Genomic DNA, 25,045 nt, shown 5'->3' with positions numbered 1-25,045 from the left:
AGGGATGTCAGCGTTCAGTCTTGCCGAAACCGCGGTGGCGTCCGGCCGCCTTCGCGAAGATCAGCTTCCAGGGTCCGGCCAGTCGTACGAATGGCTGGAACGGGCTGGCTGCGACCAGCGATGCCAGGTGTGCCGGGGACGTACGGGGCAGGGGGGCGAGACCGGGCGGTGGAGTGACGGCCGCGTGCAGGGCCGGGGCGAGGGCCAGTAGCCGGGCGGTGGCCACGGGGCCGTGCAGCAGCACGCCGACCGCTGCGACGGCCGTCCAGGCGGGCCCGGCCCACCAGGCGGACAGGACGGCCGCCGCGATCAGCGGGGCGCCGAGCAGCCAGGCGGCCTCGTCCGCCCACTCCCGGGCCACCAGGACCACCCTGGCTGGGCGGGAGAGGGCGGTGGGAAGGTGCGCGACGGCGGCAGCGTGACGGTCCGGGCGGGCGGAGGCGGTGAAGGCCAGCGCGTGGAGGTTGGCCAGTCCGGAGGGTTCGGTGTAGGGCTCGTCGAGGACGGCGACGGTGGAGGCGGTGAGGTCGGCGCCGAGCAGGGATAGCCGGTGGCCGGTGCCGAGGTCTTCCATCGGTTCGGGGAAGCCGCCGAGCGCGCGGACGGCAGGGAGATGGACGGCCATGCCGCAGCCCACGGCGTACACCATGGGCCGCAACCACATCCGTACCGCCTCCGGCAGACGGGAGGAGGCCAGGAAGCGGTGGAGGCGGACGCGGGCGAGTTCGATGCCGAGCGAGCGCCGCAGCTGGTAGGCCCATTCCCCCTCCAGCAGCAGACCGACCGGGCCGGCAGGAAAGGGGCGGCGGGCCAGCAGCGGCAGCCGCTGCTGCTGGATGAGGGCCGGGGCGCGCCGGGTGCGGGTCCGGTGTGCGGTGGCCTTGGTGGCGAACGCCTGAAGGGTGCGACGGTCGGGGGCCGCGTCGGCGTCGTAGACCACTGCGTACGTGTCGTCAGCATGCTCGTCCTCCCTCCACCCGAGCGGGCCGAGAACCCGCTGCAGACGGTCGAGGGCGAAGTTGAGCTGTCCGGCCTTGCGTCCGCCGACATCGGGCTGGTGGAGGTGCACCAGCGGCAGCCCTCCGTCCGGCAGGCGGGCGGCGAGCGCCGTCACGATGTCGGCGGTGGTCGGCTCGGTGTCGAACAGCTCGGTCAGAACCCGTAGCCGGTCAGCTGATCGCTCGGCGTTGACTGCCTCGGCGACCTTGCGGCAGCGGGCGGCCGGGAACAGGCCCCGCAACTGACCTGCCTCCAGCGGGACGTAGGCTGTCAGGGCCGCCAGCCGGTCGCGGTATCCGGCGCGTGCGGAGACTTCGCGTTCGGTGGTGATGACCACGACGGCGGCGCGGTCGCGCGGGTAGTCCAGTGCCCTGAACGCGGTCACCGTCTCCTCCGCGATGGTCTGCTCGCGCAGCATCGGCAGTAGCACCACCAGCCACGGCACGGTGTCCTTCCCCGCCTGCGTCCCAGTGGGTGTGCTGCCGGCGGAGGCGAGGAGCCACCTCGCGCATACCTCGACCGCGACCAAGGCCCACAGCGCGCGGGCCAGCAGCAGTGTCAGCAGGACGGGCACGGTGGCCTGCAGCCACATCTCGGCCGCGGTCACCGTGCTCCCTCCATCAGTTGGTAGACGCCGCGCATTTGGTCGGCGACGAGGGGCCAGGCGAACCGTTCCGCCCGTTCACGGGCGGAGGCCCGCCTGACGGCGTGCGCGGCGGTGCCAGTCTCGGCGAGGACCTTCTCCACCGCCTCCGTCGCAGCGACGACGTCGCCGGGCGGGGGGAGCTGGGCTGCCTCTCCCGTGTAGTGGCGGATGCCGCCGACGTCGGTGGCGACGACCGGCGTGCCGCAAGCCATCGCCTCCAGGAGCGCGTTGTTGGCGGTCGCGTCGAGTAGCGGCAGCAGCATCACGGCTGCCCGCCGGTACAGCGCGACCAGGGTCTGCTCGGCGACGCCTTCGAGGACGCGAGCGGCCGGGTGCCAGGCCCGGGTACGGGCCTGGCGGGTGACGACGACCAGCTCAACGCCGTCGCCGTAGCGGCGGTGCAGCCGCTCGTGGACCGCGTCCAGGACGGTCCAGTCCCGCAGCCACCAGCCGACGGTCAGCACCAGCGGCCGGTCCGACAGCGACGGTGCGGGCGCCGGAGTGAAGGCGGTGGTGTCGATCCCGTGGGGTACCAGGTGCACGCGGTCGGCGGGCACCAGGTCGGCGAAGAACGCCTGCTGGTGCGGGGCGAGGACGACGATGCGTTCGGCGGTCGGCGCGAGCTTTCGCCACGCACGGGCCGGCAGGTGCTGCTGGAGGTGTGCGGGCGGCTGGTGATAGGTGACGGCGGTTGGGCCGAGGCGGTGACGGGAGAACCAGTATTGCTCGTCCCCGTACAGCACGTGGGCGGCCGAGCGAGAGGCCAGCAGGTGCAGGTCGGTGGCGAAGTGCTCGGCCGGATAGAAGGGCAGCGGGCAGCTTCGGGCGAGCAGGCGGTGGGCCTGACCGGCCGCCCTGGTGGCGAGCGGTCCGGCGGGTGGGGTGATGCGGCGGACTTCGGGGAGGTGGTCGAGAAGGCGGTCGTAGCCGCCATGGGCGGTGTGCCAGGGGACGCGGACGACGGAGGCGATCACGGCGGCTCACGCCTCCTTCGGAGCGAGAAGACCGAGCGACCGCAGTCGGCCGGTGACGGCGCGGGGGCGGTTGAGGTGGACGACGGGCTGGCCGTCGGCCTGGTCCGGGCGGAGATGTTCGGCCCAGCGGCGGCGGTGCCGGCGGTGGTGGGCCGGGCCCCACCACAGGATCGAGTCGCGGGCGAGCAGGTGGCTGAAGGTCTCCCGGTTCCCAGCGAACAGCTCCTGCCGGGTGCCGGCCCGCCGGAGCGAGCGGCGGATCAGCCGGGGCAAGCAGACCCTCAGCGGCAGGTCGAGCCAGATGACGAGCTCGGCGCGAGCCAGCAGCGTCTCGCCGACTTCACCGCCGTAGTTGCCGTCGGCGATCCAGATGTCCGAGGCCAGGGCGTCGCGCACGCGGGCGTGAAAGAGCTCCGGGCCGACAGGGGTCCACCTCGGTCCCCAGAACAGCTCGTCCAGGTCGACGTGGGGCAGTTCGGTGTGGGCCGCGATGGCGGCGGCGAGAGTGGACTTCCCGGAGGCCACCGGGCCGACCAGCGCGATGCGCTTGGGTATCACGGAAGCCTCCTCGCGACGGCGTCAGCGATCCGTTCCAGCAGGTGAGGGGTGTGCACACCGGCGGTCACCTGCATCACCGGCACCCGGGCGACCAGGTCGTCCATGACGTCGGCGGCCTGCCGGGCCAGTTCGCCCTCGGGACGGGTGCGGTCGGCGAACCACGGGTGCAGCCAGTCCTCGTCGTGCGGGGTGCAGCACGTGGCGGCGAGCGCGGCGCGAGCCGCCGCCGCGCCAGGGAAGGCGATGCTGATGTCCTGGTCGTCGTCATGGAGCCGGGGGAGGGCGACGAGTCGCAGTGGGGCGCTTTCCCTCACACGGATGGTGAAGGCGCCAGCGAAGTCGTGCGGGGTGTACGAGGCTTTGCGGGGCGTGCCGAAGTCGGTCGGCAGCACGCTGTGCGGCGGCAGGCTGCTGTTCGGGGCTAGCGCGGACAGGGTGCCGCCGGCGATCCGGACCGAGATCGGTACTCCGACCACGCTCGCGGCCGACTCGGTGACCAGTACGCGGTCAGAGCCGACGAGGTCGGCGCGATGGTGGGCGGCCAGGGCCGTGAGAAGGGTGGTCTTGCCTGCCCCGGATGGGCCGACGATCAGTACCCCGTGGCCGTTGACCGTGGCGGCTGCGGCGTGGAAGGCGGTCCAGCCGCGGTGTTCGGCGCAGCGCAGGACGACCTCGCGGATCACCCGCAGGGCGTACCGCTCGCCGCGGTCGGTCCGTGGGTGCAGCACGATGTGGAGTCGGCCCGTCGCGTCGCGGGCGTACAGGTGGTCTGCCGGCAGGTGCGAGGCGGGGTCGGGCCTCCACCAGCGAACCTGCCCGAGCCGTGAGGACAGGTACGGCTCGCCGCGGAACGGCAACACCTTCAGCGAATGTGCATCGGCCAGGCGGGCCCCGTGGTCGCGAAAGAGGTCTTCGCTGTGGTGGATGCGTATCTGCGTGAGCTGCCCGCACAGCGGTGCTGGCGAGGTCTCGGGGGAGAAGTTCTGCAGGTGGATGCTCTGGTCAGCGTGGAAGGTCTCGTCGGTGCGGACGCCGAAGCGGTGCCCGGCGAAGGCGACCGTCCCGTTGCTGCGGCCGCTCACCTCCGTCCCCCTGTTGCCGCCACGGCGTCGGGTGCCTGAATGAGGAGTTCTTCAGTGGTGCCATGCACCAGGCGTCGGGCGATATCGATGCCCATCTTCACCGCGTGGTCCATGTTGCCGATCTCGTACCGCCACGTCCCGAACCGGCCTCGTGGGTAGATCCCTTGGGACTCCATCCACGGCACCACGGTGTCCAGGGCCTCATCACGGTCGAGGGTGGGTATCGGGTAGGCGTAGTCGATCAGTTCCAGGTGGGTACTGGCCAGCGGCGCGTCCTCGGGCACGAGGCCGTGGCGCCGCACGGCCTGGTCGCAGTCACGTATGAGCCGGCGGTGGTCCAGCCGGGTCCCCGGCAGCAGGGAGATCTCGGTCATCCACGCGCTGAATGCCATTGTGTCGGCACCGGGGACGTTGGCAGGCGCGTACTTGCTGAAGTTCGTGGCCCGGTAGAACGGCACCTCAGGCTGGGGGAAGTACAGCCAGGACCGTTCGTCGGTGGTGGGGGCCTCGTAGCCGAGGCCGACCATGGCCACTGTGGTGTGCCGCAGCCGTCCGGCTGCCGCTCGCACCGCGCCCGGGGCGCCGGCCGTGATGGCGGAGAGCTGGTCAAGCGGACCGGTGGCCACCAGGTGGTCGAAGCCGATGAGCTCGCCGTCGGAGAGCGTGACAGTGCGGGCGGCCGGGTCGACGGCGACCGCGCGGACTGACGTCCGCAGGCCGGCGTCGAGCCGTGCGGCCAGGCGGCGCCAGATCTCTCCGGTGCCGCCGCGGGCGGGGAAGGCGAAGGTGGCGTTGGGTCCCCACCGGCGGGCCGGCGGGGCGGTCCCCGAGAAAGCAGCCAGGATTTCACCGGGATCGACCGGGGCGACGCGTTCGGCGACCCAGGACGAGGCCATCTGCTCAGGAGGCATCACCCAGACCTTGGAGTTGTACGGGCCGAAGAACCGCTCCACCAGGCCCGATCCGTACATCGCCTGCAGCCACGTGGCGAAGTCTGTACCCGCGGCCATCCCGTCCTCGCGCCGTTGGCAGGCGCGAAGAAGACCGTGCACACATGCCTCGGCGTCCTCGGCCGGGAGGCGGTGGAGGTACTGCTGGAAGGGGTATGGCACCCACCTGTCGCGGTAGCGGATGTAGGACGACCGGTCGTGATGCAACAGCTCGTCGGGGGTGAACAGCTCGGCAAGCAGCCGGTCGAACTCGCCGAAGTGGGAGAAGACCACGTGCCCGCCCAGGTCCCAGGTGAAGCCGGCCGGATCGACCACGGACGAGGCAAGTCCGCCGGGCAGGGAGGCCGCCTCCAGCAGCGTCCACGAACGGTGACCCAGCCGCTTCAACTCGTCCGCGCAGGCCAGGCCACAAGGGCCGGCGCCGAGAATGACAATCCTCTCGGAGGGTAAGGCGTGCGGTGAATCGGGCATGAAGCCTCCTTCGATCGGCAGGCGGTCAGGCTATGGCCCGCGTCCGGCGGGCGGCGGTGACAGTACGGGGGCGGGGGTGACCCCACCGCCGACGCACGGGGAAGCGGCGGGGTCACCCCGCCGCGAGCCGGGCTCGGCTCGCGGGAAGCGGCAGCAGGCGGGGCGCTTTCGCCCGCTGTCGCTGGTCGAGAAAGACGACCTGCCCGTCCGAGAGAGCGGACATCCCGGACGGGCATGAGTCGGTGAGTACGGCCCTTCACTCGTCCGCAGGCGGGAGACCCGCCGAACCGGGGGGACGCCCCGTACTGCAGCGTGCCCAGCGGAGCGGTGTTCGTCGGGTCGGACAGGCAGGATCGCGCAGGCTGCACGTGATCTGCTTGCTGGCCCGCGTGGGACGGACCTGCCAGCCGGGGGGCGAGGAGGTCCACCAGGCCCAGCCCCCGCCCGGATTCGGCCTCCTTCTCGTCGTCGAGCGCGACCGGCCGGCGACAGGGCAGCAACTCTGGATCGGGGTCGTGCACGTTCACCGACACCCCATCCTTCTCGGCGTCGACTTCGACCACGAGGGGTTGGTGCGTGAGCGCGGGCCGCCGACAGGGTCCGGCCGGCGCAAGCCGGAGGAGCCTCAGGTCGCCGGGCCCTCGGTGTCCGGGTCCACGTGTGCGTTGTGGATGTGGAAGTGGGCCACCTCCACCTGCTCCTCGAAGCCCTTGCCCTCCACGAGCGCCTGGAACATCGTCTCGCTGACGGACCGGCAGTAGTCGCAGGTCTCCACGTTGGCAGGGCCCTCGCGGCGCGCCATGGCTGCACGGGCCTGCTCCACTGCTTCGGGAGACAGCCCGTCCATCAATTCCTCGGTCAGGTCCGTGTCATCGCTCACGCCGCCATCGTGGCCACTGAGAACCCTGGAAACTCTTTCACTTGAGCGAGAGTCCCAGCTGCCCCTACATGCCGATCCAGCTCGCCATGCTCCGCAGCGGCTCCGGTGCCCTGCGGGAGAGGTGAACGAGCCCGCGGATCGTCTCCCTGGCACCAGGGTGATAGCGGGTCTGCTCCGGCGCCGCCCGCCGTGCCGCCCAGAGCGACCTCAACGACGGCTCTGCTTTGCCCAGTTCCATCTCGACGCGGGCCCGGTCGATGAAGAAGTGAGCGCGTCGGGACGTCGCGATCGAGGTCGGCAGCTTGATTGCCTTCGCCTGCCGCAGCGCCTCGTCGTACTGACGCATCTCCATCGCCACGGTCATCTCGTGCAAGGCCACGTTCACCGGGCCGAAATTGAGCCAGTGCACCTTGCTAGCGTCTCCGACCCGCCCCGCGTACTCGCGGGCCCGTGCGATGTGGTCGGTGGCCGCGCTCGCGTCCTCCGCCCGCGCCGCCAGCACGGAACCGCCGAGATGAAGCTGGCCGGCGACGGTGAGGGCTTCACGGGTCGAGTCGCCCGGGTCGAGCAGTCTGTGGCCGGAGCCGACCAGGCGCAGGCCGATGCCGTACTCCCCTTCACGGAAGTAGACCAGCCCCCGGAAGTACTGCCGCATGGCTGCCAGGCAGGGATCCGAGGCCCGCTCCGCGGCCCAGCCGAGCCGGTCGAGGGCGACGCTGGCGAGATCGAAGTACCCCAGCTTCACCGTGACGTCGTGCGCGGTGCGGTAGGCGGAACCCAGGGCCCGCCACAGCTCCGTCGTCGGCGAGCGCCAGCACAGGACGGTCAGCTCCGTGATGACGTCCGGAAGGGCTGCCGCCGCCGCGTGCAGGTGGGTGGCGCGGACATGGGCACACAGCAGCTCGGTGGCGGTGACGAGTTCCTCGGCCGTGCGTGTGGTGACCCGGGGATCGTCGCCGAGGTCGTACAGGTCGAGGGACTCACGGATCGGCCGGATCAGCTCCGCCAGCCGGTCCTCCTGCATCTGCGTCACGTACGGCTGACCCGTCAGCACCGTGACATCGATCCGCAGCGCTCGCGCTACGGCCGCGACGAAGTCCGAGGACGCCGGCCGGGCTCCGCACTCGACCTGGGTGAGCCAGCTGTACGAGTACGGAATCCGGTCGGACAGCTCCCGCTGCGTCAGCCCCGCCAGCCTCCGCTGCTCCTTGATCCGCGTACCGGTGTGGTCCCCGTCCCGCGTCGGCATACCGGACTCCCGTCTCTGACCCGTCACTCGGCACGCTACGCGCTGCTCTCTGCCGCGAGAGGCGGATTCCCAAGGGACTCGGCCGAGTTGGCGGCGGCACGGCTGTGATCGGATACCCTCATGACCACTTCGACCCTGTACCTGTTCAGCAGCGCGGCCCCGCCCGTCTTCGACGTCGCCCGCGTCATCGAGGAAGCGCAGGCCGACGGCTGGGACGTATGCCTCGGTCTCACACCGACGGCCGCCCGCTGGCTCGCCGACTCCCTCGACGGCCTCGCCGCCCTCACCGGCCACCCCGTCCGCTGGGACTACCGCCTCCCCGGACAGCCGGACGTGTGGCCGAAGCCGGACGCCGTCATTGTCGCGCCGGCGACCTTCAACACGATCAACCAGTGGGCGCTGGGGATCACGGACAAGTGGCTCGTCGGCGTAGTTGCCGAGGGCATCGGCAAGGGCATCCCCATGGCGATGATGCCGTGCGTGAACCGGGCATACGTCGCGCACCCGCAGTTCGAGCGCTCGATCGACGCCCTTCGGGCAGCCGGGGTCCGGGTGCTGTACGGCGAAGGCGGCTTCATCCCGAACGAACCGGGCCAGGGCAATCCCGCCACGTACCCCTGGCGGGCCGCCCTGGACGCCGTCGCCGACAACCTCGGCCCGACCTCCATCGCCTAGGCTCCCCGTGCACCCTCCGACCAGCTCTTCGCCGATCCTGGCGAGCACGAGTACCGGAGGCGCGCCGGTCAGCGGGTTCGTCAGCCTCGACTTGGGCCCCGGAGGCCGCGCACCGTTGGGCGGCCACCTCTTCCATATCTCGAAGGCGTCGCCGTTCAGGAGTTCGGGGAAGCTGTCTTCCCGATAGATGTCACGGCCCCTGTCCAGGGGGAAGAGGTGAGCCCGGCAGTTCTCACAGAACTTCTTGTGGTCCTGGAGCCTCCGGTCCTCGGCGATAGTGACGACTTCGATGACGACGGGGCAGATATCGGCGTCGCCGGGACCGTCGTTGGCATTCGCCGGCGCCAGCTCGACCGGGAGTCCGCAGGCCGTCCCCATGAGTGCGAGCCGGGCTTGCGCCTGAGAGTGCAGGAACTGGGACAGGGTGACGTCGCAGAGTGCATCCCGCTTGACCGAGGCAAGGCCGGGCACCCTGGCTTCCTTCAGATGGGCGTACGTGGCCCACCACCGCACCGCCTCCCACATGCTCCTGGCGCGGCTCCGTTCATGATCTGGAGTATGGGGGCGGCTCGCCCCAGGCCGACGAGGGCGTCGCTGGCCCGGCCCGAAGCGGGGGAGAAGACAACGGCCTTGGGCAGCCAGCGGCTGTCGAAGAACGCGGGACCGCGCATGCGGTCACCTCATGACCTGTGGGGAGAGGCATTTGGCGCCATTCGGACAACCGAGTCACGACTTCCAGCCGATCGCCCGGAGGCCCTGGTCGATAGCCCGCTATATCCCCTCGTCACGATGGCGCATGCCCGTAGGCATGCTGCACTCGCGGACGAGGGTGCGGGGGATTTTCCCGAAGTTCGGTGCCTCCTCCCGGCCACGCTGGGCCAGTCATTTGTCCGGTGATCACGCCACAGCAATAGCGGACAGTGACCGCGGATCGCGAGGCGGCGCCCCCACACGCTCGTTTACGGAGCAGCCCTTATCGCGCTCAAAGTGTTCGGCTTCCCGGTGGGGTGATAGTGGGCATTCGCTCACGGCAGACGAGAATCAACGGCTAAAGACTGGAAGCTCGGCCGGAACCATGTCAACGTACAACGTCCCGGAAACGCCAGTCAGGTGACTGCTCTACGGGGAGGGCTAGGAAAGAGATTGCAATCCCAACTGTGTGCGACCGACGCGCTGACGTGGTTCATGCCTAGGAGGTCCGTCTACCTGATCCTGCTATTCGATGTGCTCGCTTCACCCCCCCTGTCCTCTTTATTCCCGGAGGATTGAACGCATGGTCCGGCTAAATGTCCAGCGACTATGTCGTGGTCTCTACCCGACTGTGGGTCTGTACGGCTGGCCTCTTTGGCGAGGATCTACTGCAACGAAGTTATCGTCGCGACCGCGCCGTTCTCGTGCATATTGAAGCGGCACCCCGGGGCCACGAGGAGGCACGTGGCCCCGGGCCGTGAGTGTTCCCGAGAGCCGCGTAGCGCGAAATCTGGACCGCCTAGTAGATGACGGTCTGCTGGTGCTCGTTGCAGACGGCACCTCGTCGGCCCTGCGCTCCTACCTGTTGGCTTCCTTACGGAAACCCACCCGAGGTATTGCGAGCTCATCGGCGCGGCGCGCGCAACATAGCCGACGATCGCCGGTTAGCCAAACCGGCGATCGCCAGGACCATTCAGGTGTTCGCATCCGACTGTGCCTGGCGGTGGAGTCGTAGTGGACGCGGGTTGCCTGGGCCCGTTCTCTTTCGTCTCTCACAGGAAGCGCTCTATGCCTACACGATCGCTGTTCGCCCCCTCGGCTGGGCCTGACCCCGCCAGCGCAGTACGCGCCTGCTTTCTCAACGTAAAGGATGCTGCCGCGTACCTCGGCATATCACCGCACACGCTTTATGTCTGGCGGCACCGACGGCAGGGACCGCCGAGCTTCCGCATGGGCCCTCGTGGGCGAGTCATGTATCGACGGACAGCTCTTGACGCCTGGATCCACGAGCAGGAACGCGCGGACTCTCGCTCTAATTCTGCTTTGAACCCACTGAGCGCGCCTCCGCAGCGACGCAGGAACCCCGGTGCTTGACACATCGAATGTTGTCGCGCGCCGTTCGCATCTTCTTGAAAGGAAACAGCTTGGCCGGCTATATCGAGGATCGTTGGCTCAAAAAGAAGAAGGATCCGGTCACCGGGAGAAGGGAGAAGACCGCTCGCTATGGTAAGGGCAAGCGGTACAAGGTCGCCGGCATACCTGGGGTGCGAGATCGATCCTTTGATGTGTTGGAGGACGCCAAGGCGTGGCTTCGCCGGGCAGCCACGGACGAGGAGCGAGGCGAGTTCGTAGACCCGCGCGACGGGTCCATCACGCTGGCCGAGTACATCGAGACGCACTGGGCGCCAGGGCGCGGAGGTGCTCCGAAGACCCAGGACAGTCAGGAGCGGAGAACACGTCTCCATATCGTCCCGCACCTGGGCCAGCTTCCGCTCAGGAGCATCGCCGCAACGGATCTGCGGGCGTTCATAACCAAGTTGGAGTCGACAGTCTCGTCAGTCGACTACCAGCGCGGCATCCTGTCCGAGCTTTCCTCCATTCTGGAAGCTGCCGTCGACGACAAGCGTCTCGCGCGCAACCCGATGCACGCGAAATCTGTGCGGTGGCCCAAGTCGCCACGGGAGCGGCGCGACGCGTGGCCGATGGGTACGGCACTGCGAGTCCGCGATGCCATCAGCGAGCGGAACAGGATCGCCGTCGTAGTCGGCCTGGGGTGCGGACTCCGCCAGGGCGAGGTGTTCGGGCTGAGTCCGGAGGACATCGACTATGAACGCGGCATGCTTCACGTTCGGCGCCAAGTGCAGGCGATTCACGGGAGGCTGTACTTCGCCCTGCCGAAGGGGAAGAAGATCCGAACGGTGGATCTGCCTCCCTCGGTAGCTGAGGAACTGAAGCGTCACATCGAAGCGTTCCCGCCGGTAGAGGTGGAGCTGCCGTGGGGGAAGCCGGAGGGGGAGAGAAAGAAGTTCTCCCTGCTGCTCACCACGCGCTTCGGCAACGCCGTCGCGGTGAACACATGGAACACCTACACCTGGAAGCCGGCCTTGGCCAAGGCCGGTGTCATCCCGCCACGTGCCGAGGGGGCGAAAGCCTGGCAGTGGGCGGCGGCCCCGAAGGACGGTTTCCACGTGCTTCGGCACACCTACGCCTCGATCATGTTGGAGGCCGGAGAGTCCGTCGTGACCCTGGCTCGGTGGCTCGGACACTCCTCGCCGGCGATCACCCTCGGTTACTATGCTCACTTCATGCCGGAAGCTGGCAGCAAGGGGCGCGGCACCATCGACGGTCTGCTTGGGGAGCGGGGAGACCGGCTCGCCGGCCGAAACTCCCCAGATTCTCCCCAGCGCCGTTGACCCGTGATTCCTGCCTCTACGCTCCGGAGAAGTCGTCCATGGATTGTAAGGCTGAAGAGATGGGTGGCCTGGGAAAGTGTTGGAAGAGGTCGTAGCGACCCGCTATGTCACGCCCCTGCGTGAGGGTGGCTCGCTCCCGGGGATCGTCGAGGCCGACGATCTCGGCACGTACGTCCTGAAGTTCACCGGCGCGGGCCAGGGCCGCAAGACGCTCGTCGCCGAGGTGGTCTGCGGCGAACTCGCCCGCCGGCTCGGCTTCCGGGTGCCGCGGCTGGTGACGGTCGACCTCGATCCGGTGCTGGGGCTCGGCGAGCCGGACCAGCAGGTGCAGGAACTCCTCAAGTCCAGTGGCGGCACCAACCTCGGCATGGAGTTCCTCTCCGGCGCGCTCGGGTTCGACCCGCTGGCCTTCGAGGTGAGCCGCGAGGAGGCCGGGCGGATCGTCTGGTTCGACGCGCTGGTGAACAACGTCGACCGGTCCTGGCGCAACCCGAACCTGCTGCGGTGGCGGGGCGACGTGTGGCTGGTCGACCACGGCGCCACCATGATCTGGCACCACAACTGGCCCGGCGCCGAGACCTCGGCCGCCCGCCCGTACGACGCCCGCGACCACGCCCTCGCGCCGTTCGCGCCCGACGTCCGCTCGGCCGCCGCGGCGCTCGCGCCCCTCGTCACGGAGGAACTCCTCGCCGAGGTCACCGCCGGGATCCCGGACGTCTGGCTGGCGGACGAGCCCGGCTTCGCGACGTCCGACGACCTGAGGCGGGCCTACGCCCGGCCGCTGCTCGCGCGGGCCGCGACCGTCCACGACCGCATCGAGGGGGCCCGGTGAACGTCCGTCACGTCTACGAGTACGCCCTGCTGCGCGTCGTGCCGCGGGTCGAGCGCGGGGAGTGCGTCAACGCGGGGGTGCTCGTGTACTGCAGGGGCGCGTCCTACGTCGGCGCCCGCACCCACCTCGACGAGGCACGGCTGCTGGCCCTCGACCCGGAGGTGGACCTGCCCGGCGTGCGTGCCGCGCTGCGCGCCGTGGAGGGCGTGTGCACCGGCGGGAACGCGGCGGGGCAGGCCGCGTCCGACGATCCCGGCCGCCGGTTCCGCTGGCTGATCGCCCCCCGCTCCACGATCGTCCAGCCGGGCCCCGTGCACACCGGCCTCACGACCGACCCGGCCGCCGAGACGGAACGGCTCCTCGACCTGCTGGTGCGGTAGGACGACCTCGCCGGCGGAGGCCCGGAGCGGGACGCGTGGACGCGCGCCCCGCTCCGGGCCTCCGCCGATGTGCGGGCGGGGCCGCGTGCTCCGGGCCCTCGCCGCGGGCCCCGGTGCCGCGCCGGCCCGTGGCGCTGGGCCGTCCGGAGGAGCCGGCGTGGCCCGCCCGCCCGCTGTGCCAGGTAATGGATCACACCGGCCCGGTGTCCCGTTGACACCGGGTGCCAGGGCTTCTAGCGTCACGTCTGCGGAAGGTACTAAGCGGTCGCTCACCTATGGGCGTGCCGAGGGGCCCCGCACGGGCCGCATCCCCAGGACGAGGAGAAGCAGCAATGTCCACCAATGAGCAGCGGGTCGCCGTCGTCACCGGAGCCGCGCGCGGCATCGGTGCCGCCACCGCCGTACGACTGGCCGCCGAAGGCCGCGCCGTCGCCGTGATCGACCTCGACGAGGCCGCCTGCAAGGACACCGTGGAGAAGATCACCGCGGCCGGCGGCAAGGCGATCGCGGTCGGCTGCGACGTCTCCGACGAGGCGCAGGTCGAGGCGGCCGTGGCGCGGATCGCCGAGGAGCTGGGCGCGCCCACGATCCTGGTCAACAACGCGGGCGTGCTGCGCGACAACCTGCTGTTCAAGATGAGCGTCTCCGACTGGGACACCGTCATGAACGTGCACCTGCGCGGCGCCTTCCTGATGTCGAAGGCCTGCCAGAAGCACATGGTGGACGCCGGCTTCGGCCGCATCGTCAACCTGTCCTCCTCCTCCGCCCTCGGCAACCGCGGCCAGGTCAACTACTCCGCCGCCAAGGCCGGCCTGCAGGGCTTCACCAAGACCCTCGCCAAGGAACTGGGCAAGTTCGGCGTCACCGCCAACGCCGTCGCCCCCGGCTTCATCGCCACCGAGATGACCAAGGCCACAGCCGACCGCGTCGGCATGGGCTTCGACGACTTCAAGGCCGCCGCCGCCACGCAGATCCCGGTCGCGCGCGTCGGCGAGCCCGACGACATCGCCAACGCCATCGCCTTCTTCACCGGCGAGGCCGCCGGCTTCGTCTCCGGCCAGGTGCTGTACGTGGCCGGCGGACCGCTCGACTAGGGAACACGGACATGACTGAACGCCCCGCACTCTCCGGCAAGGTCGCGCTCGTCACGGGCGCCAGCCGCGGCATCGGCTACGGCGTCGCCGAGGCGCTCGTCGCGCGCGGCGACCGCGTCTGCATCACCGGCCGCAACGAGGACGCCCTGAAGGAGGCCGTCGAGAAGCTCGGCGCCGACCGGGTCATCGGCGTCGCCGGCAAGGCGCACGACGAGGCCCACCAGGCCGTCGCCGTCGAGCGCACGATGGAGGCCTTCGGCCGGGTCGACCACCTGGTCAACAACGCCGGTACCAACCCGGTGTTCGGGCCGATCGCCGACCTCGACCTCAACGTGGCACGCAAGGTATTCGAGACCAACGTGCTCTCGGCACTCGGCTTCGCCCAGCGCACCTGGCACGCCTGGCAGAAGGACAACGGCGGCACGATCGTCAACATCGCCTCCGTCGCGGGCCTGTCGCCCTCGCCCTTCATCGCCGCCTACGGCGTCAGCAAGGCCGCGCTGATCAACCTCACCGTCCAGCTGGCGCACGAGTTCGCGCCGGTGGTGCGGGTCAACGCGATCGCCCCGGCCGTCGTGAAGACGAAGTTCGCCGCGGCGCTGTACGAGGGCCGCGAGGAGGAGGCGGCCGCGGCCTACCCGCTGGGCCGGCTCGGGGTGCCCTCCGACATCGGCGGCGCCACCGCGTTCCTCACCTCGGAGCAGTCCGCCTGGGTCACCGGCCAGACCCTCGTGGTCGACGGCGGCGTCTTCCTGAACGCCGGCGTGGGCTGACGCGCCGCCTTTCGCACGCCTCCGCGGCACGGGCGCACTCGGACGACGAGGGCGCCCGCGCCCGCCCGCCAAGATCATCCGGGTCATGACAACGTAGTCATCGCGAAAATGATCAAAAGCCCTGCTCACAAGGGAGTTCAGGGGGCCCGGTGCTGCGGTATGGTCTGCCGACCCTTGGTACGGCGGATCGAGGAGCGTGCGCGTGTTCAACCGGTACCGGTGCCTGCGGAGTGTCGCGGCCATCGCGTCCATATCTTCACTGGCCACCGGATGCGGCATCCTGTCGTCCGACAGCTCCGAGGACAAGGGACCGATCGTCGTGGGGACCACCAGCGCGCCCAGCACGCTGGATCCGGCGGCCTCCTGGGACGGCTCCTGGGAGTTGTTCCGCAACGTCTACCAGACGCTGCTCAGCTACCCGAACGGCGCGACCGCGCCCCAGCCCGACGCGGCCAAGAACTGCGCGTTCACCGACGCGGCGAACCAGGTGTACCGCTGCGAGCTGCGCGACGGCCTCACCTTCTCCGACGGTCACCCGCTGGACGCCCAGGCGGTCAAGCACTCCATCGACCGGATCAAGCAGATCAACGTCAACGGCGGGCCCGCCGGTCTGCTGGGCAGCCTCGACCGGGTCCAGGCCCCCACCGGGCACGAGGTGGTCTTCCACCTCAACAAGCCGGACGCCACCTTCCCGTTCGTGCTCGCCACGCCGGCGATGTCCATCGTCGACCCCGCCGAGTACCCGGCGGACGCGCTGCGCAAGGGCGACGGGATCGTCGGCTCGGGTCCGTACGCGCTCCAGTCGTACCGGGACGGGGAGCGGGCCGAACTCGTCCGCAACGACCGCTACAAGGGTTTCGCGGAGCGCCACAACGACGCCGTGACCATCCGGTACTTCAAGGACTCCGCCGGCATGGTGAAGGCGCTGCGCGACCACCAGATCCAGGCCACCTACCGGGGTCTCGCGGCCGACGACATCGTCACGCTCCAGGGCAAGGCCGCCAAGGAGGAGGAGCTCCAGCTGGTCGAGGGCACCGGAGCGGAGATCAGCTACCTGGTGTTCAACCCGAAGGACCCGTGGGCGAGCCGCAAGGCCGTGCGCCAGGCGGTCGCCCAGGTGGTCGACCGGGCGGCGATCGCGCACGAGGTCTACCAGGACACCGTCGACCCGCTGTACTCGATGGTCCCCAAGGGGCTCACGGGCCACACCACCGGCTTCTTCGACGACTACGGCGACCCCAGCGTCTCCAAGGCCCGCGAGATCCTCACCGACGCGGGCATCACCGAGCCCGTCCCGCTCACCCTCTGGTACACCACCGACCGCTACGGCTCGGAGACCGAGGCGGAGTTCAAGGCGCTCAAGGGGCAGCTCGACGAGTCCGGCCTGTTCACGGTGACCCTCAAGAGCCGGCCCTGGAAGACCTACGTCGAGGGGTACCAGAAGGGCGAGTACCCGGTGTTCGGCCGCGGCTGGTCCCCGGACTTCCCGGACGCGGAGAACTTCATCGCCCCCTTCGTCGGCGAGCAGAACGCGCTCGGCACGCCGTACCCGGCCCCCGAGATCACCGGCAAGCTGCTGCCCCGGTCCCGGCGCGAGAGCGACCGCGCCAACGTGGAGAAGGACTTCGAGCGCGCCCAGCAGATCCTCGTGAACGACGCCCGGCTGCTGCCGCTGTGGCAGGGCAAGCAGTACGTGGCCGCGAGCAACGAGATCTCGGGCGCGGAGCGGGCGCTGGACCCCTCGACGATCATGATGATGTGGCAGCTGTCCCGGAAGACCAGCTGGTAGGCGGCCCGCTCCCGGCCCGGCCGGACGCCCCCGGGAGCGGACTGTCAGTGGTCGCCGGTAGGTTCTGAGGACTGCAAGCGACCGCACACCGTAAGGAAGTTGACGTGACCGACATCGCCGTGCTGCCCGAGTCCTGGCGCGAGGTGCTGGGCGAAGAACTGCAGAAGCCCTACTTCAAGGAGCTGATGGAGTTCGTCGAGGAGGAGCGGGCGAACGGCCCCGTCTACCCGCCGCGCGAGGAGGTCTTCGCCGCGCTGGAGGCCACGCCGTACGACCAGGTGAAGGTACTGGTCCTCGGGCAGGACCCGTACCACGGCGAGGGCCAGGGCCACGGACTGTGCTTCTCGGTCCGGCCGGGGGTGAAGGTCCCGCCGTCCCTGCGCAACATCTACAAGGAGATGCACGCGGAGCTGGACGTCCCGATCCCGGACAACGGCTACCTCATGCCCTGGGCGAAGCAGGGCGTCCTGCTGCTCAACGCGGTGCTCACGGTCCGGGCCGGCGAGGCGAACTCGCACAAGTCCCGCGGCTGGGAGCTGTTCACCGACGCGGTGATCCGCGCGGTGGCCGGCCGGCCCGACCCGGCGGTGTTCGTGCTGTGGGGCAACTACGCGCAGAAGAAGCTGCCGCTGATCGACGAGACGCGGCACGCGGTGGTCAAGGGCGCGCACCCCTCGCCGCTGTCGGCGAAGAAGTTCTTCGGGTCCCGCCCGTTCACGCAGATCAACGAGGCGGTCGCCGAGCAGGGCCACGAGCCGATCGACTGGACGATCCCCGACCTGGGCTGACCCGGCGGACGGGGCCGGCCGTCCGCCGGCCGGCCCGCGCGTCACGGGCCGCCTGACCTGGAAGACAGGCGCCTGCCGTTAGCGTCGTCGGGGACAGCCGACGAGGGCACGGAGGACGTGGTGGCCAAGGGACAGGAGCGGACCGCACCGGACGCCGTGCCGACGCGGATCGGGCAGGTCGTCATGCTCCACCACGCCGGCGACCGCGAGGAGGCCCGGCACCGGTTCCTCGTCCTGTGGGCGGAGCTCGGCGAGCACGGCGACCCGCTGCTCCGCTGCACCCTGGCCCACTACCTGGCCGACACCCAGGACGACCCGGGGGACGAACTGGCATGGGACCTCAGGGCCTTGTCCGCCGCCGAGGAACTCACCCGGGACCGTGCCGCCGGGCAGCACGAGAACACGCTCGCCGCACGTGCCCTGTATCCCTCGCTCCACCTGAACCTGGCCGCCGACTACGACAGGCTCGGCCACCTCGAGGCCGCCCGGTCGCATCTGCGGCGGGCCCGCGGCGCGGCCGAGGCGCTGGCCCACGACCGCTACGGCGAGGGCGTGCGTGCGGCGATCCGCCGGCTGGAGTCGCGGCTCGGCGACGGCGGACCCGCTCCGGACGGACCGTGGGGGCCGCCGCGGCGGCGGCCGTAGACGGCCCGGGCGCCGTACGTCCGTCGCGGCCGTGCGGCCCGGGGCGGTACCGGCTCAGCGGCCGTACGTCTGCTCGCAGATGACCGCCTCCGGACTGCCCGGCCGCCAGCCGCCGTACTGGCTGCCCAGGGAGCACACGCCCGTGCCGGTGCCTCCGCCGCCCGTCCCCGGCAGGTCGGGTACGGCGACGCGTGGCTCCCGACCTGTTCCGCCCGGCAGCCGGGGCGCCGCGGGGCGTGCGGGCCGAGGCTGCGGCTCGGTGCGGGCGACCGGAGCCTCGCGCCGCGCCGGTGCCGTCGGGCGAGCCGTGCGGCGCGGCGCGTCCGAGGCGCGGCCGGGGGACGGGGAGGGGCCGGTCTTCTCCAGCGCCTCACGGGCGGGTCCCTGCACGGCCCGGGGCGCGGCCGGCCCGTCCGGGCGGAGTGCGGACGGATGGGCGCCGGTCGCCGGGCCGGACACGGGCCGGACCGTCGTACAGCCGGACAGGGCCGTGACAGCCACGGTCACCAGAAGCGCTGCGGTGGTCGTCGTTCGATGCACCCGCGCCACTCTGGCGGGTCGGGCCCCGCCTTGGCGACGGCGGAGCGGCGGAGATTGACCCGCACGGGTGATCTCCGGCCCCGTACGGAGGCCCCGGGGCCGCGCCGGGTGACGTCAGTCGCCGGTGACGCCGTCCAGGCACTCGCGGATCAGGTCGGCATGGCCGTTGTGCCGCGCGTACTCCTCGATCAGGTGCGTGTGGATCCACCGCAGGCTGTACCGCTCGCCGGTGCGCCGGTGCTTGCCCCGGGACATCTCGTCGAGGCGGAAGGCGGCCGCGTGGCGCCGGGCGGCGTCCATCTCCGCCTGCCAGGTGGCGTACGCCTCCTCCCAGGTGTCCGCCTCGGTCAGGTGGAACTCCCCGTCCGGGTCCTCGTCGCTGTAGTAGATCGGCTCGGCCTCCTCGCCCGCCAGCACCCTGCGGTACCAGCTCCGCTCCACCTCGGCCATGTGCCGCACCAGTCCCATCAGGGACAGGGTGGAGGGGGGCACGGCGGCGGTCCTGAGCTGAGCGTCGGTCAGACCCTCGCACTTCCAGGCGAGGGTCTGCCGGTGGTAGTCCAGCCACCCCTCCGTCATGGCGCGTTCGCCGGCGTCGGTCGCGGGTTCACTGCGGTCGGTACTCATGTCCGCATCCTGGCCCACGTCCGGGTGATCCACCAGGGAATTGCGCGTCAGCGGCCCAGCATCCCGTGGATCAGCTCCCGCAGCCCCGCCCGCACCTCGTCCGGCCCGGGCACCTCGGCACCGAACGACCCGGCCACGCAGGAGAACATCAGCCCGTCCGCCCAGGCGACGAGCGACAGCACATGACGGGCCGGGTCGGCCGAGCCCATCGCCGTGACGAGGGCGCCGAGCTGCTCGCGGAAGCGGGCGCCGGTGGCGTCGAAGTAGGCCCGCAGCTCCGGCCGGCGCGTGGCCTCCAGGGCCAGTTCGTAGCGCGCCAGGGTGAGTTCGCGGTTGCGGGTCAGGGCACGGTGCGTCGCCAGCGCCAGCGCGTCCACCAGGGCGTCGAGGCCGCCGCGCGGGTCCGGCATCTCGTGCAGGCCCAGCACCCGGGCCTCCCGCTCGGCCAGCCGGCGCACCGCCAGCTCCAGCAGGGCCTGCCGGGTCCGCGCGAGGTTCGAGGTGGAGCCCTGGGGGAGTCCCGCCGCCTCGTCCACCGCGCGGTGCGTGAGCCCGCGCATCCCGCGCTCGGCGAGCAGGGCGAGCGCGGTGTCGGCGACGAGTCCGGCGCGGGCGGCGCCGGCGGCGGGTGCGGTTCGGGCGGGCATGCGGCCAACCTACCCGGGTCACTACGGGTGTAGTACAGTCGAGGCAGCGGCTCACTACACCTGTAGTGAGCGAGGTGGACGCGAGGAGGAGCCATGGCGGGCATCGAACGGGCCGTCGTGATCGGCGGCGGAATCGGCGGGCTCACCGCGGCGGCGGCCCTGCACCGCGCCGGCGTGCGGGTCACCGTGCTGGAGCGCTCCCCGGCACTGGAGCCCGTCGGCGCGGCCATCTCCCTGTCGCCCAACGCCCTGCGCGCCCTGGACGTCATCGGTCTCGGCGACGAGATCCGCGCCCTCGCGGCATGGCAGGGCGACGGCGGACTGCGCACCCCGGGCGGGCGCTGGCTGTCCCGGTCCAGCGCCGAGGCCGCCGCCGCCCGTTTCGGCGGCCCGCTCGTGCTGCTGCACCGGGCCACCCTCGTCGGCCTCCTCGCCGCCCGGCTCCCGCCGGGCGCCGTCCGCACCGGCGCCGCCGCGACCCTCGCCGACCCCGGCGGCGGTGACCGGCCGGCCCGCGTGGTCACACCCGACGGCGAACTGGAGGCCGACCTGGTCGTGGCCGCCGACGGCATCCGCTCCGCCGTGCGCCGCACGCTGTTCCCGGACCACCCCGGGCCCGTCTACTCCGGCTTCACCACCTGGCGGATCGTCGTGCCGCTGCCCGGCGTCGGGTTCGCCTCGCACGAGACCTGGGGCCGGGGCCGCATCTGGGGCACGCACCCCCTCAAGGACGGCCGGGTCTACGCCTACGTCGCAGCCGTCACCGCGCCGGGCGGACACGCCGCGGACGAGAGGGCGGAACTGCTGCGCCGGTACGGCGACTGGCACGACCCGATCCCCGCCGTCCTCGCCGCCGCCCGCCCCGAGGACGTCCTGCGCCACGACGTGCACCACATCGCCGGGCCGCTGCCCGCGTACCACCGCGGCCGGGTCGCCCTCCTCGGGGACGCGGCCCACGCCATGCCGCCCACCCTCGGCCAGGGCGGCAACCAGGCCGTCGAGGACGCGATCGTGCTCGCCCACCACCGGGACGACCTCGCCGCCTACACGGCGGCCCGGCTGCCCCGTACGACCGCCGTCGCCCGGCAGGCCGTCCGGGTCGCCCGGCTCAACATGGCGGACCACCGCGCCGTGACCGTCGTACGCGACGCCGCGATCGCCGCGCTGTCGAGGACCGGCCTCGCGCTGTTCCTGCGGAGCTTCGACGGCATCGCAGACTGGAGGCCTCCGCAGGCGCCGTATGCTTCGCAGCGGACCCGGGCCGGCGAGCGATAGAGGAGTACACCCCGTGAAGGTCGGTTGCATCGGACTCGGCGACATCGCGCAGAAGGCCTACCTGCCGGTGCTCGCCGTCCTGCCCGGTGCCGAGCTGCACCTGCAGACGCGTACCCCCGCGACCCTCGAGCGCGTCGCCGACGGCCTGCGCGTCCCGACGCGGCAGCGCCACACCGACCTCGACTCCCTCCTCGCCGCGGACCTCGACGCCGCCTTCGTGCACGCGCCGACGGCGGTCCACCCCGAGATCGTGACGAGGCTGCTCGAAGCGGGCGTGCCGACCTACGTCGACAAGCCGCTCGCCTACGAACTCGCCGACTCCCAGCGGCTGGTGGAGCTCGCCGAGCAGCGCGGCACCAGCCTCGCCGTCGGCTTCAACCGGCGCCACGCCCCCGGGTACGCGCAGTGCGCCGAGCATCCGCGCGAGCTCATCCTCATGCAGAAGAACCGCACGGGGCTCCCGGAGGAGCCGCGCACGATGATCCTCGACGACTTCATCCACGTCGTCGACACCCTGCGGTTCCTGGTGCCCGGCCCGGTCGACGACGTCACCGTGCGCTTCCGTGCCGAGCACGGCCTGCTCCACCACGTGGTGCTCCAGCTCGCCGGGAACGGCTTCACCGCGCTCGGCGTCATGAACCGGCTCAGCGGCTCGGCCGAGGAGATCCTGGAGGTCTCCGGCCAGGACACCAAGCGCCAGGTGATCAACCTGGCCGAGGTGATCGACCACAAGGGCCAGCCGACCGTGCGGCGGCGCGGCGACTGGGTGCCGGTGGCCCGGCAGCGCGGCATCGAGCAGGCGGTGCTCGGCTTCCTCGACGCCGTGCGGTCGGGAACGGTGCTCAGTGCCCGGGACGCGCTGGAGACCCATGAGCTGTGCGAGCGGGTGGTACGCGCGGTGCTGGATCCCGCCGCCTGAGCCGCAGCGTCCGCACCCCGTCGGTGGCGGCCCAGGCCGCGAGGACCAGCAGGGCCGCGTGCACCGTCCAGTCGCCGAAGCGGACGTACGGGGTGGTGCCGTGCGCGAGCGGCACGCCGTACACCCGCGCCTCGCTCGCGCCGGTGCCGAGCCAGGGGCCGATGCGCGCGCCCGTCGCGCCGTACACCGCGGAGACACCGGTCAGCGTCGCGTGGACCATCGGGCGGCCGGTCTCGGCGGCGCGCAGCGCGGCGAGCGAGGCGTGCTGCGCGGGTGCCCAGGTGTCCTGGAACGTCGACGTCGACGACTGGGCGAGCAGCACCTCGGCGCCGTCGGCGGCCAGATGCCGGCTCATGTCGGGGAAGGCGCTCTCGAAGCACACCATCGGGCCGATCCGCAGCCCGTGCCCCACGTCCATCACGACCTGCCCCGAACCACGCCTGCGGTCCTCGCCCGCCGCCTTGCCGACCGAGGTGGCCCAGCCGAGCAGCGAGCGTGCCGGCACGTACTCCCCGAAGGGAACCAGCCGCATCTTGTCGTACCGGTCGCCGGTCGGGCCGTCCGCGCCGACGAGCACCGAGCTCTTGTAGATACCGGGCTTGTCCGAGCGCCGCGCGTCCACGTTGACCAGTATGTCCGCACCGGTCTCCCGGGACAGCGCCGCCAGCCGCCGCGCCAGGTCGGGCCGGTCGTCCAGGTCGAAGCCGACGCTGCTCTCGCCCCAGACGACGAGGTCGACGCCCCGGCCGGCCAGCCCGCGGGTCAGCTGTTCCTCCCGGTCGAAGCGCCGGTCGGCACTGTCGCGGCCGGCGACGACACCGGGCTGCACCACGGCGACGGCGACCCGCTCCCCGGTGTCGGGACGCGGCGACCACACCCAGGCGGCCGAGGTGGCGGCGGTGGTGGCGACGAGCCCGGCCAGGGCGGCCACCCGGGCCCGGCGCACGGCGACCAGGACGGCGACGGCCACGTTGACGGTCACCACCAGGAAGCTGAGCAGCCACACCCCGCCGACCGAGGCGAGCCGCAGCGCCGGGGCGACCTGCCACTGACTCGAGCCGATCATGCCCCAGGGTCCGCCGAGACCCTGCCAGGACCGGACCAGCTCGACCGCCAGCCAGCCCGACGGCAGCACCAGGAGCGCCGCCGCGGCCCGGCGGCCCGACGGGGACCCGCCCAGCAGCCGCCGCACCAGCCATCCCCAGGGCGCCCACAGCGCGCCGAGCAGCGCGGCGATGACGAACGTGAACACGTGCAGGCTGGGCAGCAGCCAGTGGTGCATGGCCAGCATGAACCCGAACCCGGCGCACCAGCCGTCGTACGCGGCCCGCTTGCCGTTCGGCGCGCTCCGGGCCAGCAGCAGCCACGGGACCAGCGCGGCCCAGGCCCACCACCACAGCGCGGGGGCGGGGAAGGCGAGGACGGGCAGCGCGCCGGCGAGCACGGCGACGGCCGAGCGCCGCCAGGGAGAGGTGAGCCAGTGGCCGTGCGTCGTCATGGGCGGCTCCCTACCCCGTGGTTCCTTCAGTGTGCGCTCCCGGTGCGCATCCGTTCAGTTGATCACACCGGCGGCGCGCCGACCCGTCGGCCGCCGTTCGGATCACCCGGGGTGGCCCTTCAGGTGATTGCCGGGCGCCGCACGAGCCGGACGGGCGTCGCAGGGGTACGACGGCTCAGCGAAGGACGAACCCAGAATGCGGTGAGGAGCCCGGGGATGTACGCAGCAGTGCGGCGGTACGAAGGAGTGACCGACACGGCCGAGGCGGCGCGTCTCGTGAGCGAGGGGTTCCTGCCGCTCCTGCGCCAGGTCTCGGGCTTCGTGGCCTACTACTGGATCGACGCCGGGGATGGGGTGATGGTCTCGACCAGCGTCTTCCAGGACCGGGCGGGTGCCGACGAATCGGTCTCGAGAGCCGCGGACTTCGTGCGGGACAACCTCGTGTCGGTGTTGCCCCACCCTCCCGAGGTCCTGGCCGGCGAGGTGGTGGCCTCCGTGTGACGGCGTCCGGACCGGCCAGGTGGGAGGTCACCGGGGCCGCCCGGCCCGGTGGCCCGGTCCGGGACGATTCGATTCCGTGGGGGCCGCCCGCCGAAGCGTGGATCATGGGGGACGTGAAGCAGCGGACGAAGAACGTGGCCCCCTGGCCGTCGGAGCACGAGCCGGAACTCACGGCGTACCAGAAGGAGATGCGGGACCGGCTCCTCGCGGCGCCGGTGGTACCCGCGCCCGAGCCCTGGCGGCCCGTCTTCCCGTACACGTACGGCGTTCCGGTCGGCGGGCTGCTCGGGATCGGCTTCGCGTCGGATCCCGGTACCGGGCACGACCTGGTCATGGTCGTGTCGCACGACGGGCACGGGCTCTTCGACGCCGTCACCGGCGAGAAGATCGCCCGGGACCGCGACCCCGGCCCCGAGGGCAGCACGCCCGACGAGGCGCCCGACCTGTCCTGCCCCGGACTGGGACCGGTCGCCGGGAGCCGCGTGCACATCGCCGGCCTCTTCGGCGGAGGGCTGCACAGCACCACCGGGGACGGCTGGTGCCTGGAGGTCGTCACCCCGGCCTGGCCGAACGAGCGTGTCCTGCTGTCCCGCGACGGCCGGGTGCCCCACGCGGGTCCGCACGGCGAGCGGTGGTGGCACATCGTCCACGCGAACTACTCCACGTTCCGCGCCGCGGGCTTCTCCCCCTCGGGACGCACCCTCGCCGTCGCGACGAGCAGCGACCTCGCCCTGTGGACCCGGCCGGCGCCGCCCCCCCCGCCCGCTCCCGGTGACCGGCACGGCGTGTGGGGACACAGCGGCCCGCCTCCGCAGGGCGCCGCCTGCCGCGCGCCCTGATCCACGCGTCCGCGCACCTGGGCAGGGGGAC

25 protein-coding genes are annotated in these 25,045 nt (G+C 71.6%); 14 read left to right on the top strand and 11 right to left on the bottom strand.

Going from position 1 to position 25,045, the window contains the following annotated elements; genetic code table 11:
• Positions 1 to 7: 7 nt before the first annotated feature.
• The 7 genes from AC0VYN_RS22880 to AC0VYN_RS22850 all read right to left on the bottom strand — a co-directional run bounded on the left by AC0VYN_RS22880 (position 8) and on the right by AC0VYN_RS22850 (position 7,809).
• Positions 8 to 1,606, bottom strand: coding sequence for a hypothetical protein (locus AC0VYN_RS22880; protein WP_475532479.1), 1,599 nt, complete (start codon positions 1,604 to 1,606; stop codon positions 8 to 10).
• Positions 1,603 to 2,619 (bottom strand): glycosyltransferase family 4 protein, encoded by a 1,017-nt coding sequence (locus AC0VYN_RS22875; RefSeq protein ID WP_475532478.1) that lies wholly within the window; start codon positions 2,617 to 2,619, stop codon positions 1,603 to 1,605. Before AC0VYN_RS22875 ends, AC0VYN_RS22880 begins: the two co-directional genes overlap by 4 nt.
• Positions 2,620 to 2,625: 6 nt before the next feature.
• A complete protein-coding gene (locus tag AC0VYN_RS22870) occupies positions 2,626 to 3,177 on the bottom strand; it encodes a P-loop NTPase family protein (protein ID WP_475532477.1) in 552 nt (183 codons plus the stop codon).
• Positions 3,174 to 4,259, bottom strand: a complete 1,086-nt coding sequence (locus AC0VYN_RS22865; RefSeq protein ID WP_475532476.1) for a hypothetical protein — start codon at positions 4,257 to 4,259, stop codon at positions 3,174 to 3,176. The genes AC0VYN_RS22870 and AC0VYN_RS22865 overlap by 4 nt, the downstream gene beginning before the upstream one ends.
• The gene (locus tag AC0VYN_RS22860; RefSeq protein ID WP_475532475.1) at positions 4,256 to 5,680 is read right to left on the bottom strand and encodes a protoporphyrinogen/coproporphyrinogen oxidase; all 1,425 of its coding nucleotides are present in this window, start codon (positions 5,678 to 5,680) and stop codon (positions 4,256 to 4,258) included. Before AC0VYN_RS22860 ends, AC0VYN_RS22865 begins: the two co-directional genes overlap by 4 nt.
• Before the next feature lie 625 nt (positions 5,681 to 6,305).
• Positions 6,306 to 6,560 (bottom strand): hypothetical protein, encoded by a 255-nt coding sequence (locus tag AC0VYN_RS22855; RefSeq protein ID WP_106517324.1) that lies wholly within the window; start codon positions 6,558 to 6,560, stop codon positions 6,306 to 6,308.
• Positions 6,561 to 6,624: 64 nt separating this feature from the next.
• A complete protein-coding gene (locus tag AC0VYN_RS22850; RefSeq protein ID WP_475532474.1) occupies positions 6,625 to 7,809 on the bottom strand; it encodes a helix-turn-helix domain-containing protein in 1,185 nt (394 codons plus the stop codon).
• Between the two features lie 120 nt (positions 7,810 to 7,929).
• Here AC0VYN_RS22850 and AC0VYN_RS22845 point away from each other — a divergent pair, with 120 nt between their 5' ends.
• The 10 genes from AC0VYN_RS22845 (at position 7,930) to AC0VYN_RS22800 (ending at position 18,168) form a co-directional block, all read left to right on the top strand.
• Entirely contained in the window at positions 7,930 to 8,484 is a 555-nt protein-coding gene (locus AC0VYN_RS22845) for a flavoprotein (protein ID WP_475532473.1), read from the top strand.
• Positions 8,485 to 10,242: 1,758 nt separating this feature from the next.
• Positions 10,243 to 10,548: a helix-turn-helix transcriptional regulator gene (locus AC0VYN_RS22840; protein WP_106517328.1), complete on the top strand. Its 306-nt coding sequence runs from the start codon at positions 10,243 to 10,245 to the stop codon at positions 10,546 to 10,548.
• Between the two features lie 191 nt (positions 10,549 to 10,739).
• The gene (locus tag AC0VYN_RS22835) at positions 10,740 to 11,867 is read left to right on the top strand and encodes a tyrosine-type recombinase/integrase (protein WP_475536962.1); all 1,128 of its coding nucleotides are present in this window, start codon (positions 10,740 to 10,742) and stop codon (positions 11,865 to 11,867) included.
• A gap of 76 nt (positions 11,868 to 11,943) precedes the next feature.
• Positions 11,944 to 12,699, top strand: coding sequence for a HipA family kinase (locus AC0VYN_RS22830; RefSeq protein ID WP_475532472.1), 756 nt, complete (start codon positions 11,944 to 11,946; stop codon positions 12,697 to 12,699).
• On the top strand, positions 12,696 to 13,079 hold the full coding sequence (locus AC0VYN_RS22825) for a DUF3037 domain-containing protein (protein ID WP_475532471.1): 384 nt from the start codon (positions 12,696 to 12,698) through the stop codon (positions 13,077 to 13,079). Before AC0VYN_RS22830 ends, AC0VYN_RS22825 begins: the two co-directional genes overlap by 4 nt.
• Positions 13,080 to 13,411: 332 nt before the next feature.
• The gene (gene fabG, locus AC0VYN_RS22820) at positions 13,412 to 14,173 is read left to right on the top strand and encodes a 3-oxoacyl-ACP reductase FabG (protein WP_100044501.1); all 762 of its coding nucleotides are present in this window, start codon (positions 13,412 to 13,414) and stop codon (positions 14,171 to 14,173) included.
• Between the two features lie 11 nt (positions 14,174 to 14,184).
• Entirely contained in the window at positions 14,185 to 14,946 is a 762-nt protein-coding gene (locus tag AC0VYN_RS22815) for an SDR family oxidoreductase (protein WP_385460502.1), read from the top strand.
• Between the two features lie 202 nt (positions 14,947 to 15,148).
• Positions 15,149 to 16,735, top strand: a complete 1,587-nt coding sequence (locus AC0VYN_RS22810) for an ABC transporter substrate-binding protein (RefSeq protein WP_385460499.1) — start codon at positions 15,149 to 15,151, stop codon at positions 16,733 to 16,735.
• 104 nt (positions 16,736 to 16,839) lie between these two features.
• Entirely contained in the window at positions 16,840 to 17,523 is a 684-nt protein-coding gene (gene ung, locus AC0VYN_RS22805; protein ID WP_385460496.1) for a uracil-DNA glycosylase, read from the top strand.
• A 120-nt stretch (positions 17,524 to 17,643) separates the two neighbouring features.
• Complete coding sequence (locus AC0VYN_RS22800; protein ID WP_475532470.1) at positions 17,644 to 18,168, top strand: hypothetical protein; 525 nt, start codon at positions 17,644 to 17,646, stop codon at positions 18,166 to 18,168.
• 54 nt (positions 18,169 to 18,222) lie between these two features.
• Here the strand turns inward: AC0VYN_RS22800 and AC0VYN_RS22795 are convergent, their stop codons facing one another.
• The 3 genes from AC0VYN_RS22795 to AC0VYN_RS22785 form a co-directional block, all read right to left on the bottom strand.
• Positions 18,223 to 18,708, bottom strand: a complete 486-nt coding sequence (locus AC0VYN_RS22795; protein ID WP_475532469.1) for a hypothetical protein — start codon at positions 18,706 to 18,708, stop codon at positions 18,223 to 18,225.
• A gap of 114 nt (positions 18,709 to 18,822) precedes the next feature.
• Positions 18,823 to 19,335, bottom strand: coding sequence for a DinB family protein (locus tag AC0VYN_RS22790; protein ID WP_475532468.1), 513 nt, complete (start codon positions 19,333 to 19,335; stop codon positions 18,823 to 18,825).
• A 47-nt stretch (positions 19,336 to 19,382) separates the two neighbouring features.
• Positions 19,383 to 19,982: a TetR/AcrR family transcriptional regulator gene (locus AC0VYN_RS22785; RefSeq protein WP_475532467.1), complete on the bottom strand. Its 600-nt coding sequence runs from the start codon at positions 19,980 to 19,982 to the stop codon at positions 19,383 to 19,385.
• Between the two features lie 93 nt (positions 19,983 to 20,075).
• Here AC0VYN_RS22785 and AC0VYN_RS22780 point away from each other — a divergent pair, with 93 nt between their 5' ends.
• Together AC0VYN_RS22780 and AC0VYN_RS22775 are read left to right on the top strand one after the other, a co-directional pair.
• A complete protein-coding gene (locus AC0VYN_RS22780; RefSeq protein ID WP_475532466.1) occupies positions 20,076 to 21,257 on the top strand; it encodes an FAD-dependent monooxygenase in 1,182 nt (393 codons plus the stop codon).
• 13 nt (positions 21,258 to 21,270) lie between these two features.
• On the top strand, positions 21,271 to 22,176 hold the full coding sequence (locus AC0VYN_RS22775) for a Gfo/Idh/MocA family protein (protein WP_475532465.1): 906 nt from the start codon (positions 21,271 to 21,273) through the stop codon (positions 22,174 to 22,176).
• On the opposite strand, the gene lnt is transcribed toward AC0VYN_RS22775, so the two are convergent.
• The gene (gene lnt / locus AC0VYN_RS22770; protein ID WP_475532464.1) at positions 22,100 to 23,674 is read right to left on the bottom strand and encodes an apolipoprotein N-acyltransferase; all 1,575 of its coding nucleotides are present in this window, start codon (positions 23,672 to 23,674) and stop codon (positions 22,100 to 22,102) included. The genes AC0VYN_RS22775 and lnt overlap by 77 nt on opposite strands.
• Positions 23,675 to 23,890: 216 nt before the next feature.
• On the opposite strand from lnt, the gene AC0VYN_RS22765 reads away from it, so the two are divergent.
• Entirely contained in the window at positions 23,891 to 24,175 is a 285-nt protein-coding gene (locus AC0VYN_RS22765) for a hypothetical protein (protein ID WP_475532463.1), read from the top strand.
• A 188-nt stretch (positions 24,176 to 24,363) separates the two neighbouring features.
• Complete coding sequence (locus tag AC0VYN_RS22760) at positions 24,364 to 25,014, top strand: hypothetical protein (protein ID WP_475536961.1); 651 nt, start codon at positions 24,364 to 24,366, stop codon at positions 25,012 to 25,014.
• Positions 25,015 to 25,045: the final 31 nt, after the last annotated feature.

This window comes from Streptomyces sp. 63XJN7_1_ISO-PGPR-S23-121, from assembly GCF_056173025.1.
Note: the sequence above shows the minus strand (reverse complement) of the source record. Positions and strands in the feature narration are given on the sequence as shown.